This window comes from Pelagibius sp., from assembly GCF_965249265.1.
GTDB lineage: Bacteria > Pseudomonadota > Alphaproteobacteria > Kiloniellales > Kiloniellaceae > Pelagibius.
On sequence record NZ_OZ252224.1, the window covers coordinates 167,623 to 183,240 of the forward strand.

The 15,618-nt window shown below is 64.0% G+C and carries 17 protein-coding genes; 8 read left to right on the forward strand and 9 right to left on the reverse strand.

Features of this window, described 5'->3' with window-relative positions; translation table 11 throughout:
- Nucleotides 1-173: 173 nt before the first annotated feature.
- Nucleotides 174-458 (reverse strand): hypothetical protein, encoded by a 285-nt coding sequence (locus ACP146_RS00825; RefSeq protein WP_422364864.1) that lies wholly within the window; start codon nt 456-458, stop codon nt 174-176.
- Nucleotides 459-469: 11 nt separating this feature from the next.
- Nucleotides 470-751, reverse strand: a complete 282-nt coding sequence (locus ACP146_RS00830) for an HlyU family transcriptional regulator (RefSeq protein ID WP_422364865.1) — start codon at nt 749-751, stop codon at nt 470-472.
- A 125-nt stretch (nt 752-876) separates the two neighbouring features.
- Between ACP146_RS00830 and ACP146_RS00835 the strand changes: the two genes are divergently transcribed.
- Nucleotides 877-2,220, forward strand: a complete 1,344-nt coding sequence (locus ACP146_RS00835; protein ID WP_422364866.1) for an NAD(P)/FAD-dependent oxidoreductase — start codon at nt 877-879, stop codon at nt 2,218-2,220.
- A 10-nt stretch (nt 2,221-2,230) separates the two neighbouring features.
- Here the strand turns inward: ACP146_RS00835 and ACP146_RS00840 are convergent, their stop codons facing one another.
- The 5 genes from ACP146_RS00840 to ACP146_RS00860 form a co-directional block, all read right to left on the reverse strand.
- Nucleotides 2,231-2,683 (reverse strand): universal stress protein, encoded by a 453-nt coding sequence (locus tag ACP146_RS00840; RefSeq protein ID WP_422364867.1) that lies wholly within the window; start codon nt 2,681-2,683, stop codon nt 2,231-2,233.
- Nucleotides 2,684-2,700: 17 nt separating this feature from the next.
- Nucleotides 2,701-4,653 carry a glycine betaine ABC transporter substrate-binding protein gene (locus ACP146_RS00845; protein WP_422364868.1) on the reverse strand — a complete coding sequence of 651 codons (1,953 nt, stop codon included), beginning with the start codon at nt 4,651-4,653 and terminating at the stop codon, nt 2,701-2,703.
- Between the two features lie 15 nt (nt 4,654-4,668).
- The gene (locus ACP146_RS00850) at nt 4,669-6,264 is read right to left on the reverse strand and encodes a BCCT family transporter (RefSeq protein ID WP_422364869.1); all 1,596 of its coding nucleotides are present in this window, start codon (nt 6,262-6,264) and stop codon (nt 4,669-4,671) included.
- Between the two features lie 244 nt (nt 6,265-6,508).
- A complete protein-coding gene (locus tag ACP146_RS00855; RefSeq protein WP_422364870.1) occupies nt 6,509-7,321 on the reverse strand; it encodes a hypothetical protein in 813 nt (270 codons plus the stop codon).
- Between the two features lie 104 nt (nt 7,322-7,425).
- Complete coding sequence (locus tag ACP146_RS00860; RefSeq protein ID WP_422364871.1) at nt 7,426-8,295, reverse strand: phytanoyl-CoA dioxygenase family protein; 870 nt, start codon at nt 8,293-8,295, stop codon at nt 7,426-7,428.
- A 221-nt stretch (nt 8,296-8,516) separates the two neighbouring features.
- Here ACP146_RS00860 and ACP146_RS00865 point away from each other — a divergent pair, with 221 nt between their 5' ends.
- The 5 genes from ACP146_RS00865 (at nt 8,517) to ACP146_RS00885 (ending at nt 12,569) form a co-directional block, all read left to right on the forward strand.
- Nucleotides 8,517-8,837: a ribbon-helix-helix domain-containing protein gene (locus ACP146_RS00865; protein ID WP_422364872.1), complete on the forward strand. Its 321-nt coding sequence runs from the start codon at nt 8,517-8,519 to the stop codon at nt 8,835-8,837.
- 326 nt (nt 8,838-9,163) lie between these two features.
- On the forward strand, nt 9,164-9,559 hold the full coding sequence (locus ACP146_RS00870) for a VOC family protein (protein ID WP_422364873.1): 396 nt from the start codon (nt 9,164-9,166) through the stop codon (nt 9,557-9,559).
- A gap of 73 nt (nt 9,560-9,632) precedes the next feature.
- Nucleotides 9,633-10,184: a gluconate 2-dehydrogenase subunit 3 family protein gene (locus ACP146_RS00875; RefSeq protein ID WP_422364874.1), complete on the forward strand. Its 552-nt coding sequence runs from the start codon at nt 9,633-9,635 to the stop codon at nt 10,182-10,184.
- Nucleotides 10,185-10,200: 16 nt separating this feature from the next.
- Nucleotides 10,201-11,772 (forward strand): GMC family oxidoreductase, encoded by a 1,572-nt coding sequence (locus tag ACP146_RS00880; RefSeq protein WP_422364875.1) that lies wholly within the window; start codon nt 10,201-10,203, stop codon nt 11,770-11,772.
- A gap of 146 nt (nt 11,773-11,918) precedes the next feature.
- Complete coding sequence (locus ACP146_RS00885; RefSeq protein WP_422364876.1) at nt 11,919-12,569, forward strand: hypothetical protein; 651 nt, start codon at nt 11,919-11,921, stop codon at nt 12,567-12,569.
- Here the strand turns inward: ACP146_RS00885 and ACP146_RS00890 are convergent.
- Entirely contained in the window at nt 12,566-13,471 is a 906-nt protein-coding gene (locus ACP146_RS00890; protein ID WP_422364877.1) for a LysR family transcriptional regulator, read from the reverse strand. The two genes, ACP146_RS00885 and ACP146_RS00890, sit on opposite strands and share 4 nt — an antisense overlap.
- A gap of 113 nt (nt 13,472-13,584) precedes the next feature.
- Between ACP146_RS00890 and ACP146_RS00895 the strand changes: the two genes are divergently transcribed.
- Together ACP146_RS00895 and ACP146_RS00900 are read left to right on the forward strand one after the other, a co-directional pair.
- Nucleotides 13,585-14,208 carry a class I SAM-dependent methyltransferase gene (locus ACP146_RS00895; RefSeq protein ID WP_422364878.1) on the forward strand — a complete coding sequence of 208 codons (624 nt, stop codon included), beginning with the start codon at nt 13,585-13,587 and terminating at the stop codon, nt 14,206-14,208.
- A gap of 91 nt (nt 14,209-14,299) precedes the next feature.
- Complete coding sequence (locus tag ACP146_RS00900) at nt 14,300-14,587, forward strand: putative quinol monooxygenase (protein ID WP_422364879.1); 288 nt, start codon at nt 14,300-14,302, stop codon at nt 14,585-14,587.
- 42 nt (nt 14,588-14,629) lie between these two features.
- On the opposite strand, the gene ACP146_RS00905 is transcribed toward ACP146_RS00900, so the two are convergent.
- Nucleotides 14,630-15,595: a lipid II:glycine glycyltransferase FemX gene (locus ACP146_RS00905; protein WP_422364880.1), complete on the reverse strand. Its 966-nt coding sequence runs from the start codon at nt 15,593-15,595 to the stop codon at nt 14,630-14,632.
- Between the last annotated feature and the right edge of the window lie 23 nt (nt 15,596-15,618).

The following is a 15,618-nucleotide window of genomic DNA, read 5'->3' on the forward strand; positions in this document are numbered from 1 at the left end:
AAGAGACGATGAAGCCTTTGGCATCCTTCGAGACAGCCCCTGGCGGGGCTTCCTCAGGATAAGGTTGGTTTTGACTTCAGAGATACGACCTCATGCTGAGGAGGCGCCCTCCATTTTGGTGGGCGCCGTCTCGAAGCATGTTTGCGCTGAAAGCTCGGCTTTCCAGCAGCCCGCTAGAGCAGGGCGCTGACGATCTCGGCCCATTCCTCGTCCAGGCTGTTCCGCGCATGGGGTTTGCCGGCGCGGCGGTACCAGTAGCCCGCGTTGCTCTCGTCGCCTTCGACGCGATGCAGATAGGCGTGCACCCAGGCCCCTTCGGCGGAAGAGTCGCTTTGGGCTGTTTGGTGTGCGGTGTCCCAGTCGTCCTTGGCGGCCTGCCACAGCGCGGTCAGAGCGGGGCTCAACTCCGCCGGCGGCCTGTCCGTAGTCAGGCTGTTGCGAAAGCTATCGAGATCCATCTTGTGTTGTCTCAATCCTTGAAGATCCGCTCACCCTGTTCGTCGATGATCTGACGCCCCTTCATCAGGGCGAAGTCGTCGGCGTCTTTTTGCGATCCATGGGTGTCGGCGCGCAGGAAACTGTGCTCCTTCATTTCGCCGCCGATCTCCTTGCGGATGAATCCGGCGGTCAGCCATTGGCCGCCCTGGCGGCGTGCCGCCGGCTGAATCTGAAAGCCGTTGTATTCGACCGCTTCTGCCGAGGGGGCATCATTCTCGCCGCCACCGCCGAAAAGTTTGCTGAAGAATCCCATGGTCCGCTCTTTCTCCTGACTGCTCCGCCGCTCACGGATGGATAAGGATACTCCGGCAAAGGCTTTCTTCCTAGAGCGGGTTCTGGTCTATCTTGCGCAGGCAAAAGCGGAGACCAAACAAGCGCATGACCCGTCTCTACCACGATGCCCTCTATGACCGCGATGCGGCGGTCGGCAGCTATTGGGAGGCCTCGGCGCGGCCTCTCGGCCGGGCGACACCGCCTTTGACGGAAGACGCTGCTTGCGACATCGCGGTCATCGGCGCCGGTTTCACCGGGCTCACCGTCGCCCTGACCCTGGCGGAAGAAGAAGGCGCCGATGTAGCGGTGCTGGAAGCCGGAACACCCGGCTGGGGGGCTTCCGGGCGTAACGGCGGTTTCTGTTGCCTCGGCGGCGCGAAGCTCGACTATGCCGCCATGGCGAAGCGCTACGGTCTGGAGGAGACACGCCGCTTTTTCCAGATCCAGGTCGAGGCCGTGGATCTCGTCAGGTCCTTCTGCAAAGCGCGCGGGATCGATGCCGACCTGACCGGGGAGGGTGAGATCCTGCTGGCCCACAAGCCGGGCCGGCTTGCCGAACTGCGCGCCGAGCAGGCCCAGTTTCGCGACCTCTTTGGTCTCGACTGCCCGCTGCTGGAGCCTGCGGCCTTGGCTGAACGCGGCCTCGCGGCGGCGGACTTTCACGGCGGCCTGCTGGTGCCGCCCGGCGTCGGGCTGCACCCACTGAAGTACCTGCGGGGATTGGCGCGGGCGGCCATCGACGCCGGGGTGCGGGTCTACGGCAACTCGGCGGTCCTGGCACTGCAGCGCCAGGGCGGCGGTTTCAGTCTGACCACACCGCAGGGCCGCATGACGGCCCGCAAGGTGATTATCGCGACCAACGGCTACAGCGAGGAAGCGCGCTTGCCCGATCTTGCCGGGCGGTTGCTGCCGGTCATTTCGGACATCATCGTCACCCGGCCTTTGAGTCACAATGAGCAGGCCGCCCAGGGCTGGACCGACACCACCATGTGTGCCGACAGCCGCCACCTGCTGCACTACTTTCGCCTGCTGCCTGACGGACGGTTTCTTTTCGGCGGGCGGGGCGGCGTCTCCGGTTCGCCGGCGGCGGGCGAGCGGGGAAGGCGGCGCCTGCGCCGCGATTTCGAGCATCACTTTCCGGCTTGGCGGGACGTTGAAACCGAGTTTTCCTGGCGCGGACTGGTCTGTCTGTCCAAGCCGCTGGTGCCCTTCGTCGGCGCGCTGGAGGAGAAGGGGCTCTACGCTGCCTTGGCCTATCACGGCAACGGCGTTTCCTTTACCGCCTATGCCGGACGGGCCCTGGCGGCCCTGGTTGCCGGACGCCAGGGCGCAGCGGACCTGCCCGCCGTTCTGCGGGCGCCCTTGCCGCGCTTTCCCCTGCCGTTTCTGCGCCGGCTCTATCTGGCCGGCGCCTACGGTCTCTACGGTATCCGGGACGCTCTGGGTTGAGTGGCAGGCTTCAGTCCCTGACGATCTGCACCGAGCAGGCGGCATGGCGGGCCACCCGCGCCGTGTTGGGGCCGAGCAGATAGTCTTTCAGTGAAGGACGGTGCGCCGCCATCACGATGAGCTCGGCGCCGATCTCTTCGGCAGCTTCGACGATCTTCTCATAGATCGTGCCGTGGGCGGCGATGATGCCGCCGAAGTAGTCTTCGGGAATGTGCTCCTTGGCCAGTTCCCGCATCCGTTCTTCGGCCTGTTTGACGAAGTCCTTCACATCGTAGTCGATCGAGCCATGCTCTTCGCCGCGAATGGCATAACGCCAGTCAATGCCGGAGGGAATATGCGGGACCACCGTCATCAGCCAGACCTCGCCGTCCAGGATGCGGGCCTGGTTGACCCCGTTGGGCAGGGCCTTCAGCCAGGACGATTGATGTTCCAGATCGATGGGAACCAGAATCTTTTTGGACATTATTGTTTCCTTCTCGGCTACTGGCCCGGCTGCTGATCTGTTTCGCCGGCCGACTTGGCCGGAATGATGTGCATATCGCTGGGCTGGTCGGGGCGGCGCGGCTGTTTGGCGACCAGCAGGTAGACCATCCAGACGAGGAACAGGATCGCCACGATGTTGACCAGCGACGTCAAGGGATCGGCGATCAGGGGCTGCGGTCCCTCGTCGAGCGCCGGCCGCAGCGCGGCCGCTACCGGGGCCGCCGGATCGACGGCTTCGGCGGTACCCAGGGCCTTGGACAGTTCCAGGATGGTGGCGTCGGGGATCGGCTGGGTGGCGGCGGTACCCGTCGTGCCCGGTCCTTGTGCGCCGAAGGCCTCGCGTCCGCCCGAAGGACCGGCCAGCACCATCTGGACACCGAGCGACTCGACGGCGCCATCCTGGCCGGCATAGCTGCCGGCGGGGATCTGGGCCTGGCGCAGGAAGGAGAAACGCAGCGGCGCGGAGCCGTCGTTCCAGCCCTCGATCGCCAGCAACCGGTAGTCGCCGCCTTCAAGCAGTTCCAGAACCGTTGTATCGCCCAGCGGGGCCATGATGAAGACGGCGTCCACCAGGCCCTTGGCCATGGCTTCGAACTGGATGCCCAGTTCGCCGGCTTCGCCGGAGACCACCGCGACCCCGTCGAGACCGAGCCCGGCAAGCGCCATGCGGGCCACCCGGTCGGAGGAGGAACCGGCCTCGCCGACACCCAGTTTCGTCACCTCGGGCAAGCTGGCGGGACCGCTGCTGCGGGTGACGATATGGGCCACCTGGAAGCCGACGACGCCGAGGGCCTCGGCCTGGCTCGCGAGAACCGCGCCGTCGCCTTCGACCTCGTAGAAGGAATCGACCCCGGCCACCGCTAGGCGGGCCGCGCCGCTGGTCACCAGATCAAGCGGGTTGGCGGCCCGTTCAACGGCGACTGATCGTTTTGGAAAAACGCTGCGCGCCGCGCGCACCGCCTTGCCGGCGGGTCCGGCCAAGGAATCCAGTTCCCCCATGGCGACGATCAGCGGTTCGGCCCCGGAGGCGCCGCCGGTTTCCGACGTGGCTTCGAGCAGGCCCGCCGCCACCATGTAGTCCAGCACCACCGCGCCGACGCTGCGTCCCTCCAGTTCGACATCGGTGATCATTTCCCGCATGGCATCGGCGGTGACCTTGTTCTGCAGCTTGGCCAGGGCGGGGGCCAGATCGGGGAAGCGGGCCAGCGCCTCGCGGCGGACCAGAGGCGAGGGCTCGTAGACCGGAAAGAAGGAAAGGTCGTCTTCCAGCACCACCAGATCGAAACTGGCGATCTGCTGGTCGGTGCGGAACAGCTCGCCGACGATGGCTGTCCCGTCGAGCACGGCCTGGGCGATCTTGTCTTTGCCACTGTCGTCGAGATCGAAGGCCAGAACCTGCCCGGGCTTCAGGCCGTAGCGGCGCACCAGGGGATTGAGGCCGTCGAGGGGCCGTTCCACGAAGGTGTCGTCCGCGGCGATGTCGACGCTGTCCAGGCGTGCGAGATCGCTGATCTTGGTGATGTTCTGTCCCTGAGAGACTTCAGGGCGCACCACCAGAACGTAGTCGCTGGAAAAGCCGAGCCGCTCGCGCCAATCCAGCTCCAGCGCACCGTAAAGCTCGCGCACCCGCGCCAGGGCAGCATCGCCGTCGGTCATCGGCGGCTGGCCCAGATAGACCAGGCCGGTGCCGTTGTATTCCGGGTAGAGGTCGATCTTGTCCTGCTTCAGGGCCTCGAAAGTCTCCGCAGAGGAGCCGTAGGGAATGGCACGCTGTACCGTCAGGCCGTCTTCTTCTGCCATGCGCGCCATCATTTCGGCCAACAGCATGTTCTCGGTGAAGTTTTTGGACGCGACGCGCACGACCTTCGCCTCCTCCTCACCGCAGGCCGAAAGCATCAGGGAACCGCAAAGCAGCAACACAAGGGTGGCGGCTTTTCTGGATATCGTCATGCTTCTTCTCCCCCTCTACTCTGCCGGCGTCCGGCTGCCGCCGGCCTGGCCTGCTGACTGATCGGCGGCCTGGGCCCGCGCCATCCTGCGGGCCAGGCGGAGATCGCGAATCTCCGGAGACTCGTCCTCCCGCAACGCGCGGAAGAACCCGACGAGTTGGAAGAACACGATGAAGGTGAAGGGAATCGCCCCGGTGATGGCCATCGCCTTGGCCACGGTGACACTGCCCGAAACCAGAACGCCGAAGGTGATGGCGGACATGATGATGCCCCACAGCAACTTGGTCTTGGTGTCCGGATTGAGGTTGCCGTTGGTGGTCATCATCGAGACCACGAAGGTGCCGGAATCGGCGCTGGTCACCAGGAAGATGAAGATCAGGATGATCGCCAGGATGTTCAGGATGCCGGTGCCCGGCAGGTAGCTGAAGAAGGTGAAGAGCGCCTTGGTGACGTCTTCGAAGACCACCTCGGCCAGGCCGCCGCCGCCGTTCATCTCGATGTACATCGACGCACCGCCGAAGACGGCGAACCACAGCATCGAGAAGACCGTCGGGATCACCACGACGCCGATGCAGAACTCGCGGATGGTGCGGCCGCGGCTGATGCGGGCAATGAAGATGCCGACGAAGGGGCCCCAGGCGATCCACCAGATGAGGTAGGTCAGGGTCCAGCCGTGGGTCCAGCCGCGCAGGGAATCGTCATAGGAGAAAATCCTGAATGAGAGAAGAACGAATTGGCTCAGGTAGTCGCCGATGGAATTCACGAAGGCATCGAGGATAAAGGTCGTCGGTCCGGCAAAGAGCACCACCAGCATGATGACGATGGCGATGACCATGTTGACGTTGGAGAGGATTTTGATGCCCTTGTCGACGCCGGTGCAGGCGGAGAGCAGAAAACAGACGGTCATCACCACCAGAATGCCGATGGCGATGGTCAGGGAGCCGGGATCTGTCCCGAAGACTTCCGCCAGACCGGAGCGCACCAGCAGCGTCCCCATCCCGAGCGAACCGGCGAGGCCGAAGACCACGGCCATGACGGCCAGGACATCGGAGGCGACGGAGACGCCATGGGTCAGTTTGTCGCCGAGCAGGGGGCGCAGGGCGTATTCGATGGGCGTCGAGACCATCGAGGGGGCGTTCTTGCGAAACACGAAATAGGCGATCACCAGGGCGCAGACGCCGTAGATCGCCCAGGCGTGGAATCCCCAGTGCAGATTGGTGATGACGAAGGCCATGCGGGCAGCCTCGGCAGTCTGGCCCTCCATGCCCGGCGGCGAATAGAAGTGGTACATGGGCTCGGCCACGCCCCAGAACAGCAGGCCCGAACCCATACCGCCGGCAAACAGCATGGCGATCCAGGAAGCGGTGGAAAACTCCGGCTCCTCTTCGTCCCGGCCGAGCTTGATCTCGCCGTAGCGGCTCACCGCCAGAAAGACCACGAGGAAGACGAACATCGTGCAGGTCAGCATGAACAGCCAGTCGAGATACGCCAGCGCACCGGAGGTCAGCGCCACCGCAGCGCCGGTCACGTCGTCCGGAGAGACCACGCTCCAGATGCCGATGATGGCGCTGAGGCCGACTGAAATGATGAGAACGATGTTCTTGATGGGCATCCCCACGACTCCCTGTTTCGGTAACGCCCCGTTTCGGTGCTTTTTCATCACCGTGAAATTTTATGGCGTTTTTGTTCTTGTACTTAATCGAAAGTTACCACGGGTGGTATGAACTGTCATCCGGTTGAATGTCGGGGAAAAACTCGCCTGCAGATTCACGCTACTGATTGGCCACGGCAAAAGGCCGCTCGCGAAGGCTTTCGCGAACGGCCTAGTGGTTGTGCCGCGTTCGGCCGGCGGGAACTCAGGCCTGGGTCGGCGGGGCGAAGTTGCGGCGCAGATAGACCGGCTGGAATCCGGCCTTCAGAATGTTCTTGAAGGAATGCTGGGGGTCGCCCTCTACCTCTTCACCCGTGGCGGTCACCATTGTCCGGCAACCTGCCGCCAGCGCTTCCGCGATGCGGCGGCTGAGCAGGGCCGACTGTCCGCCGCGCTGGCGGTACTGCGGGTCGGTCGCGCCCCAGTCGAGCCAGGCCATGCCCTGGTCAATGAAAAGCGCGCCGGTGCCGGCCGGCGTCTGGCCGTCGAAGGTCATGTAGAGCTGCCAGCGTGGGCGGTGAACCAATCCGGCGAGCCAGGCGCAGCCTTCTTCGCTGAGGCCGAAATTGGTGCCGGCGATGCGGCCGAAGTCCTCGGCATGTTCGGGTCCGATCCTTCTGACCTCCAGATCGCTGCTTGCCTTTGGCGCCGGCTCGGCCCCGCGCCGGAACTTGATCCAGCCGCGCGCCTGGACCAGACCGCTTTGGTCCATGACATCGCCCAGGCTCGCCGGCTGCGCGTCAGGGTGCAGGTGAAAAAAGAAGCGCCGGACCCCGGCGTTCTCGTAGACGTCGCGCACCTGTTCGATGGTGGCGGGCTCGTCGGCGGCCTCGATACCCAGGCCGATGGTGCGGTTGACGACAATACTGGGGTCCTTGGCGGAGACCGAGGCCAGGGCGGTGCCGATGGTCTTCAGTTCCAGTCCCAGACGGTGACGCAGGTCCTCGGGCGCGGCGGCGTGAAGGTCTGACAAGGCGGCGCGTTCCAAACACTCGGCCTGCAGGGAAAAGTCTTCCACTGTTCTGCTCCAGATCGGAATGCGGCTGATGGATGGGCGGGTCGCAATTCCCGCTTACCTGAACAGATACGTGGGGAGGGATTTTCGGTTTCAAACAACGCCGATTATCCGGCTTGTGGGTTTTCCCACAGTGTCGGAAAGAAATCGCCGACCAGGGCGTCGCCTTCGTGGTGGCCGGCGGCCTCCATGATCGCCCGCTCCTGCTTCGCCCAGTCGCCGCGGTAGCGGATGTGACCGTCTTCCTTGGCCATGCGCAGCGTATAGCGGCGTACGGTGGCTTTCGGCGTGCTGGCGCCGAGGGCGCCGTGCAGGCAACGCATGTCGAAAAACACGCAATCCCCCGGACTGGTGTCGAAGGAGACGAGATCGTAATCGTCCGGCGCGGCATCGATGTCCGGCGGCATCTCGTAGCGCAGGCCGTTGATCACGCCGGGTGCCGCGGCGGCGCGGTGATCGGCAAAGAAAGTTCGCATGAACAGGCGATTCCACAGATGCGATCCCCGCACGAAGGCGATGCTGTCCTCTTTGGCGGTGGCATCCAGCGGCAGCCAGAGAACGCACATGCTGCCCTCAAAGTCGAAGTAGGAGATGTCGTGATGCCACGGCGGCCGGGCCGTGGCGCCGGCCTCGCGCAGAAACCAGTTGTCCATCACCAGATTGATGCGCCGGGCGTCCAGCAGTTGCGCGGCCAGGGCCGCAGCCGGCGATTGCCGCACGAAAGTTTCAAAAGCGGGAAACTCGGACCAGACCCAGAAGTCCTCGATGTAGCGGGGGCCGCTGCCGCCGTCGCCGTGGCGAATCTCCTGCTTCGGACTGGGCCGCTCCAGGTTTTCCGCGATTCCGCTGCCCAGCAGGTCGAGCCACTGCGGATCAAAGGCCTGGCGCAGGCAGACCACGCCGTCACGCCGAAAGGCGGCGCGCGTTTCCTCAGGGATAACGGCCAGATTCTGCTCTGCTTTGCCTGACTTCGGCATCTTTGCGGCCCCTCATGAGAACCAACTTTCTTTGCGATAGCGAAAGCATGCCATCACCGCCCCGGCTCCTGTCAACGCCATGCTGGACAGGGGGGGCTGTCGTTCCGCATACTTCTCGCAACGAAAAAATACAAAAGTTCAAACAGTGGAGGGCGCAGGTCATCGAGCGCCGGGACGACAGGTCCCAATGAACTCCACCTTGTCCTGGGGAGGTCAGACCCATGTGCCAGGTTTTTGCCGGGCAGGATCCCGCAACCTATCGTTTCGTCACCCGCTCCATTCGGATCAATGGCCACAGCACCTCGGTGCGCCTTGAGGCCCGGTTTTGGGACATCCTCGAAACCATGGCGGCGTCGCAGGAGATGTCGGTGCCGCAGTTCGTGTCCGAACTCTATGAAGAGGTTCTGGAACTGCAGGGCGAGATCAGCAACTTCGCCTCGCTGCTGCGCTGTGCCTGCCTCGTTTTCCTGACCGATGATCGCTTCCCGCCCTCGCTGCGCCCGCCGGTGAAGCTCGCGGTTGAGGAGCCGGTCGCGGTTTAGAGCGTTTTCGGCCTGCGTCGACACGGACTGGTGCCGTGAAACCCTGAAACGCGCAAGTGTTTCGGCGCGCCCACGGTTGGGCGGTGGCGCTGTAGTAGCGGCATAACACCACCCCCGCGCCGAGCGGCGCTAAACTTGCTCCGAAAAAGAAAGCCGTCGCGAACGGCAAAAAAAAGATCTGGGAGAGTCGCCGGGACTTCGCCTGCCGGCTTGCGCCGTTGCCGTCACCTTTGCCGTCCGTCGGTGGCGTGGCCGCCGGCGCCGAGCAAGTCGGCAAGGAACTCTTTCTCAAATCTGACCGGAACAACTGAACGGAGAGGTATGCCGTGGCCAAAGTCATCCACACCATGATCCGCGTGATGGACGAAAAAAGCTCTACAGCGTTCTACGAGAAAGCCTTCGGTCTGGGTGTGGCCGACCGCTTCGATTTCGACGACTTCACGCTGATCTATCTGCGCAATCCGGAAAACGATTTCGAGGTCGAACTGACCGTGAACAAAAGCCAGGAAGAGCCCTACACCCATGGCTCGGGATACGGGCATCTGGCCGTCGCCGTCGACGACCTGAAAGCCGAACACGCGCGCTTCGAGGAACTGGGTCTCAGCCCCCAGCCGATGAAGGAGTTTCATCGCGACGGCGCCTTGATGGCCGCCTTCTTCTTCGTGCAGGACCCTGACGGCTACAAGATCGAAGTGCTGCAGCAGCACGGCCGCTATCGCTGACGCGAAAACCCACAGCACAACGAAAGAGAAAAGACCAAGAAAAGGCCAAAAAAGAGGATTGAGGAGGAAAGCCATGAGGACCTTGGACAAGCGGACAAAAGTCACCCGGCGGGGGTTTTTGAAAACCGCCGGGGCCGGCACCGCCGGGATTATCGCCGTGGTCAACGGCGGCATCGTGATGGGTGCCGGCGGGGCCTGGGCTATGGAGGTGAAACATCTGCGGCCCGGCAGTATGGCGACCCTGGTGCAGATGGCGCGGGACATCTATCCGCACGATCACCTGGCCGACAAATACTACGCGCAGGCGATGATCGGCTATGACGCCTCGGCGGGCGACGATGCCGACCTGAAGGCCATGCTGGAGGCCGGTGTCGACTTTGTCGATGCGACGGCAAGCGCACGCCACGGCGGCGGTTATCTCTCCGTCGCCTGGGAGGAGGATCGCGTGGCGATCCTCAAGTCGATGGAGGACAGCCACTTCTTCCAGAAGATCCGCGGCGGCCTGGTGACCGGACTCTACAACCAGCCGGAGGTCTGGGCGAAGTTCGGCTATGAGGGCGCTTCGGCGGAGCAGGGCGGCTATATCAGCCGCGGTTTCGATGACATCGACTGGCTGGAAGCCTGAGGGAGGGAGACGAGACATGGCACAATCATTCGACATGAACGACGACAGCGTCGTTGTCGTCATCGGCTCCGGCGCCGGCGGCGGAACCCTCGGCACGCAGTTGGCCCTGAAGGGCATTCGCACCGTGATCCTGGAAGCCGGGGGGCGCCACGAGATCGACGATTTCGAAAACGACGAGTGGGGGATGTTCGGCAAGATCTCCTGGCTCGACGCGCGCACCACCTCCGGCGACTGGCGCGTGGCCAAGGACTTTCCCGGCCTGCCGGCCTGGATCGTCAAGGCGGTCGGCGGCTCGACGGTGCACTGGGCCGGCGCTTCCCTGCGCTTCCAGGAACATGAGTTCAAGGCGCAGAGCACTTACGGCAACGTTGCCGGCGCGAACCTGCTGGACTGGCCGATCACCCTGCAGGAGATGGAACCCTATTACGCCCAGGCCGAGGACCGCATGGGTGTCACTCGGACCAACGGCATCGACGGCCTGCCGGGCAACAACAACTTCAAGGTCATGAAGGCCGGTGCCGACAAGTTGGGCTACAAGAACTGTCACACCGGGCGCATGGCCATCAACTCTGCGGACCGGGACGGCCGCGGTGCCTGCCAGCAGATCGGCTTCTGTTTCCAGGGCTGCAAGACCGGCGCCAAGTGGTCGACCCTCTACGCCGAAATTCCCAAGGGCGAGGAAACGGGCAAACTGGAGGTGCGGCCCAAAGCCCAGGTGCTGCAGATCGAACACGACGCCTCGGGCAAGGTGACCGGCGTCATCTATGCCGATGCGGAGGGCAAGCAGCATCGCCAGAAGGCGCGGGCCGTCGCGGTTGCCGGCAACTCCATCGAGTCGCCGCGGCTGCTTTTGAACTCGGCCTCGTCGATGTTCCCGGACGGTCTCGCCAATTCATCCGGTCAGGTCGGGCGCAACTACATGCGTCACATGACCGGCAGCGTCTATGCCACCTTCGACCGGCCGGTGCACATGTACCGCGGCACCACCATGGCGGGGATCATCACCGATGAGTCGATCAACGATCCCTCGCGCGGTTTCGTCGGTGGCTATGAGATGGAAACCCTCTCGCTCGGCCTGCCCTTCATGGCCGCTTTCCTCAATCCCGGCGGCTGGGGGCGCAGCTTCACCTCGGCCATGGACATGTACGATCACATGGCCGGCATGTGGCTGGTTGGCGAGGACATGCCGCAGGAATCGAACCGCATCACCCTGCATGCCTCGATGAAGGATCAGCATGGTCTGCCGATCCCCGATGTCCACTTCGACGATCATCCCAACGACATCGCCATGCGCGACCACGCCTATCAGCAGGGTGCGGCGGTCTATGACGCGGTGGGCGCGGTGCGGACCTTCCCGACGCCGCCCTATCCCTCGACCCACAATCTCGGCACCAACCGGATGAGCGAAAAGGCGCGCGACGGCGTTGTGAACAAGTGGGGCCAGACCCACGACATCGCCAACCTCTTCGTTTCCGACGGCAGCCAGTTCACCACCGGCGCGTCGGAAAACCCGACCCTGACCATCGTCGCCCTCGCCTTGCGCCAGGCCGACTATATCGCCGAACAGATGGGCAAGAATGCGATCTGACCGCGCGTTTCCCGTCTGATCACCGGCCCGCCTGCCTGTCGCTTTTCAGCCGGGCGGCGCCCAACTTGCCACTTGCGGCGGTTCCTTTTCGGAGCCGCCGCTTTTTTTGTAGCGCGACGGCAGCGGCCGCGCCCATATCGTTGTTCATGGGCAGATCAAAAACACTGCGGCAAAAGCTTCTCGGCGGCCTGCTGGCCTTGCTGGGCGTTTTCCCGGTCTTGGAAAAGGCATCTGCCGCGCCGGCCGATCTGCCCGGCTGGGAAGCGGCGCGCTGGGGCATGACCGCGTCGGAGCTGACGGCTGCGCTGGGTGATGCCGTGGCGCCGCTGCCGGGGCGCTGGCTCTACGGCAACGCCTATGCGGAACTGGGATTGCCTGCCGTTGAGATCGGCGACCTCGTCTTCACCGGTTACCTGCAGATGGATGCGCAGACGCACCGCCTGCGTCAGGTTCTTTTGGAGCGCCGCCGGGTCGGTGCCACGCCGGCGGTTTTCGAGAGTCTGGTCGAAACCCTGGAGGCCACCTACGGCGAGCCAAGCCTCGTCTGTGCCCGGGCCAAACGCGGCGGCGTACCGCTGGACTATGAGATGATCTGGCGCTTTCCGACGACGACGCTGCACGCCAAGTTTCTCGACTTCTCCACCACGGCGGTTTTCAGCCGCGATCCCCAGGCCGGCATCGACCCGCTGACGCCGGAGCGCGAGGTCCGCCGCAACCTCCGCCGCACGATGCCCCGGCGCATCCTGCTGCGCTTCCACGACAGCCGTGAAGCGGCCCTCGACCGCGGCTGTCTTTAGGGCTTATCGGATATTTCTTCCTGAAGGGCTTCCGCCAGAAAGTCGAAGACCAGGCGGATGCGGCGGCTGGTGTGCAGCTCGCGATGGGTGACCAGCCAGACCGGGACCGGAATGGGATCGAGCTCCGGCACCACGCATTCGATGCCGGGTGTCAGCGCCGCGATCTCCCTGGTCATCACGCCGATGCCGAGCCCCTGCTTCACCATCTCCCAGACCACGACGCCGTTCGCCGAGACGATCTTGAAATTGCGCCTGGTCAGAGAGAGGCCGAGCGCGTTCAAAACCGGCAGCATGCGTTCGGGATCTTCGAAGCCGATGAAGTCGGCTTCCGAAAGCGCGCGTGCCGAAGCGGGCCGGCCGTGCTTTTCGATGTAGGCGGCCGAAGCATAGAACCGTGCCGAGGTTTCCTGCACGAGCTTTGCGATCAGGTCCGGTTGCTCCGGGCGCACATGGCGTATGGCGATATCGGCCTCGCGCCGCCGCAGGTCACGCACGGCATTGGAGGCAACCACCTCGACTTCGATGCCGGGGGCGACTTTGCGCAAGCGTTCGAGGATGGGTGGCAGCCGCAAAGCCGATGCCAGATCGCTGGCCGTGATGCAGACCTGCCCCTCGATCGTCTGGGACTGGCCGGAGGCGGCAAGGGAAAGCTGCCCGGCAGCATCGCCCATGGCGCGCACGTGGTCGAGCAGCTCCAGGCCTGGCTCGGTGAGAGACAGGGAGCGGCCGAGGCGTTCGAAAAGGACGACGCCGAGGTTTTCCTCCAGTGCCGCGACCTGACGGCCCAGCGTGGGCTGGGTCAGGCCGAGAGCCCGGGCGGCAGCGGAAAGCGAGCCCTCCTCTGCCGTGGCGAGGAAGGCCCGGGCCTGATTCCAATCGAAGGAGACAGCCTGCCAATTCATGCAAATTTGTATATCAGATCGACAAATTTCCGCAATTTATCTTTTTTATTTGCATGAGTAGACAACATCGAAAGGAGCCGGAAAATGATCGGCTGGATGGTTTAGGAAAAAACATGCAAAGCAGCGAGAAGTTTTGGGACACGAGGGCGGAAGACTACGCGCAGTCGCCGATCAAGAATCTCCCCGCCTACCACGAGGCCCTGGCGCGGACCAAGTCGTACCTCTCGGCCGAGGACAGGGTGCTGGAGGTCGGCTGCGGCACCGGCTCGACCGCCTTGTTGCTGGCCGGCTTGGTGAAACACATCACCGCGACGGACTTTTCATCGAACATGATCGCCATCGGCCGGCGCAAGGCGCAGGAGCAGGGGATCACCAACGTCACCTTTGAGCAGGCAACCCCCTTTGACGACATCGGGGCGCAAGAGCCCTTCGATGTCGTTATGGCCTACAATCTTCTTCATCTTCTGGAAGATATGCCGAAGGCCCTCGGCCATTTGCACGGCCTTTTGAAGCCCGGCGGTCTGTTCATTTCCAAGACTGTCTGCCTGGCGGAGGAAAGCCGCCTCTGGCGGGTGCTGATCTTCCTGATGCAAAGGATCGGCTTTGCGCCCTTCGTGAACAGCCTGAAGGTCTCGGAGCTTGAGGACGGTATCACTGCCCAAGGCTTCGAGATCATCGAAACCGGCAGCTATCCCTCCTATTCACGCGGCCGGTACATTGTCGCCCGGAAAACCTAGCCGGGATTTGCTCCCAAATGCGGACTTGCGCCGGTGATGCCTATGCGCGATGGCTAGGCCGATGCAAACTCAAGCAAAAGGATAGCGGCTCATGGCCTTGACGATTGTCGCGCATATTACGGCTGCCCCCGGCAAGGAAGTTCTCGTTCGCGAAGAGCTGAAAAAGCTCATCGACACCACGCGCGCCGAAGAGGGCTGCCTGCAGTACGACCTTCACGAGGACAACGCGGCGCCCGGCTACTTTGTGTTCTTTGAAAACTGGGAAACCCGCGAACTCTGGCGGCAGCACATGGAGGCGCCGCATCTCGCCGCCTATGGGAAGGCCACCGAGGGCGCGGTATCCAAATTCGTTCTCAATGAAATGACCAAGATCGCCTAGAGATTTTCGTGGCTTGACTTGAGAACTCGTTGCTACGGCGTTCTAGAGATAGGTTCCCGCCAGGGTGAAGACGTCGCCGCCGAGGCCGAGTTTGAAGCGGGCGATGCCGGGCTGGCTTTCGGTGTTTACCCCGCCGAGGTCGAGCCAGTCGATACCGCCCGCCTTCAGCATTGTGATGCCGTGCCAGAGCAGCAGGTTGTGGGCCTGGCCGACGCGCCCGGCATCGCTGGTCCAGGAGGCGAGGTAGGTGGCCGCCTTGCCGTGGCGGATCAGGATCACCCCGGCGACCAGGTCGTCGTTCTGGCGTGCGGTGAGGGCAACCACCGCCGCGCGGTCGTCGCGCGCCAGGGCGGCGATGAAGTCGCCGTTGGGCCCGACGAAACGTTTCTTTCGGCGGAAGCGGTCGTAGAGCAGCAGCGATTGGTTGAGGCGGCGCGGATGGGTGACCGCCTCGATTTCGAAGCCCGCTTTCTCCGCCTGCTGCAGGGCGTTGCGCCACTTGCCATGCAGCCCGGCCCGCAGCGCCTCCGGCGGCGGTCGCAGGTCGAGCCAGATCGAGCTGTAGCCCGTCACCACCGGGCGCAGCCCCTGGGCGCGCAGCATGGCGGTACTCTTCGGGCTCTCCGGCAGTTCCGGCAGCCAGAAAAGAAAGTCGCCGAAGCGGCGGCGACGGAACTGCCGCGCGATCGCTTCGCAAACCTGATGCGCGCGGGGGTCTTCAAGCGGGTCGATCAGCCAGACGGGGCCGCGCAGCACCCGGGCGATGCGGGTGAAGAGACGGTCCCGGCAAAAGGCCTGCGCCAGCGCCAGCGGCTCGCCACCCTGGCTGATCAGGCCGCGCTCGGCCCGCAGGCCGTGTGCGCTCTCGATCGCCGTGCCATAGGCCCAGGCCTGTTCCAGGCTGCTCTGCCCGGCCTGAAGGGTGAGGGCTTCCCAGGTCTCGCGGGGGCAGGGCTCCCAGGAGACCCCGGCTTTGGATTCCGGGTCGGGTTGGATGGCGGCGACCATGGCCGCATAGTCCCGGTTTTCAC

What these genes read in the sequence shown, in the direction of transcription:
- ACP146_RS00905 (WP_422364880.1), bottom strand. Translation starts at nt 15,595, where the DNA reads ATGGTCGCCGCCATCCAACCCGACCCGGAATCCAAAGCCGGGGTCTCC.
- ACP146_RS00900 (WP_422364879.1), top strand. Translation starts at nt 14,300, where the DNA reads ATGGCCTTGACGATTGTCGCGCATATTACGGCTGCCCCCGGCAAGGAA.
- ACP146_RS00840 (WP_422364867.1), bottom strand. Translation starts at nt 2,683, where the DNA reads ATGTCCAAAAAGATTCTGGTTCCCATCGATCTGGAACATCAATCGTCC.
- ACP146_RS00880 (WP_422364875.1), top strand. Translation starts at nt 10,201, where the DNA reads ATGGCACAATCATTCGACATGAACGACGACAGCGTCGTTGTCGTCATC.
- ACP146_RS00850 (WP_422364869.1), bottom strand. Translation starts at nt 6,264, where the DNA reads ATGCCCATCAAGAACATCGTTCTCATCATTTCAGTCGGCCTCAGCGCC.
- ACP146_RS00825 (WP_422364864.1), bottom strand. Translation starts at nt 458, where the DNA reads ATGGATCTCGATAGCTTTCGCAACAGCCTGACTACGGACAGGCCGCCG.
- ACP146_RS00860 (WP_422364871.1), bottom strand. Translation starts at nt 8,295, where the DNA reads ATGCCGAAGTCAGGCAAAGCAGAGCAGAATCTGGCCGTTATCCCTGAG.
- ACP146_RS00835 (WP_422364866.1), top strand. Translation starts at nt 877, where the DNA reads ATGACCCGTCTCTACCACGATGCCCTCTATGACCGCGATGCGGCGGTC.
- ACP146_RS00845 (WP_422364868.1), bottom strand. Translation starts at nt 4,653, where the DNA reads ATGACGATATCCAGAAAAGCCGCCACCCTTGTGTTGCTGCTTTGCGGT.
- ACP146_RS00865 (WP_422364872.1), top strand. Translation starts at nt 8,517, where the DNA reads ATGTGCCAGGTTTTTGCCGGGCAGGATCCCGCAACCTATCGTTTCGTC.
- ACP146_RS00830 (WP_422364865.1), bottom strand. Translation starts at nt 751, where the DNA reads ATGGGATTCTTCAGCAAACTTTTCGGCGGTGGCGGCGAGAATGATGCC.
- ACP146_RS00885 (WP_422364876.1), top strand. Translation starts at nt 11,919, where the DNA reads ATGGGCAGATCAAAAACACTGCGGCAAAAGCTTCTCGGCGGCCTGCTG.
- ACP146_RS00875 (WP_422364874.1), top strand. Translation starts at nt 9,633, where the DNA reads ATGAGGACCTTGGACAAGCGGACAAAAGTCACCCGGCGGGGGTTTTTG.
- ACP146_RS00895 (WP_422364878.1), top strand. Translation starts at nt 13,585, where the DNA reads ATGCAAAGCAGCGAGAAGTTTTGGGACACGAGGGCGGAAGACTACGCG.
- ACP146_RS00890 (WP_422364877.1), bottom strand. Translation starts at nt 13,471, where the DNA reads ATGAATTGGCAGGCTGTCTCCTTCGATTGGAATCAGGCCCGGGCCTTC.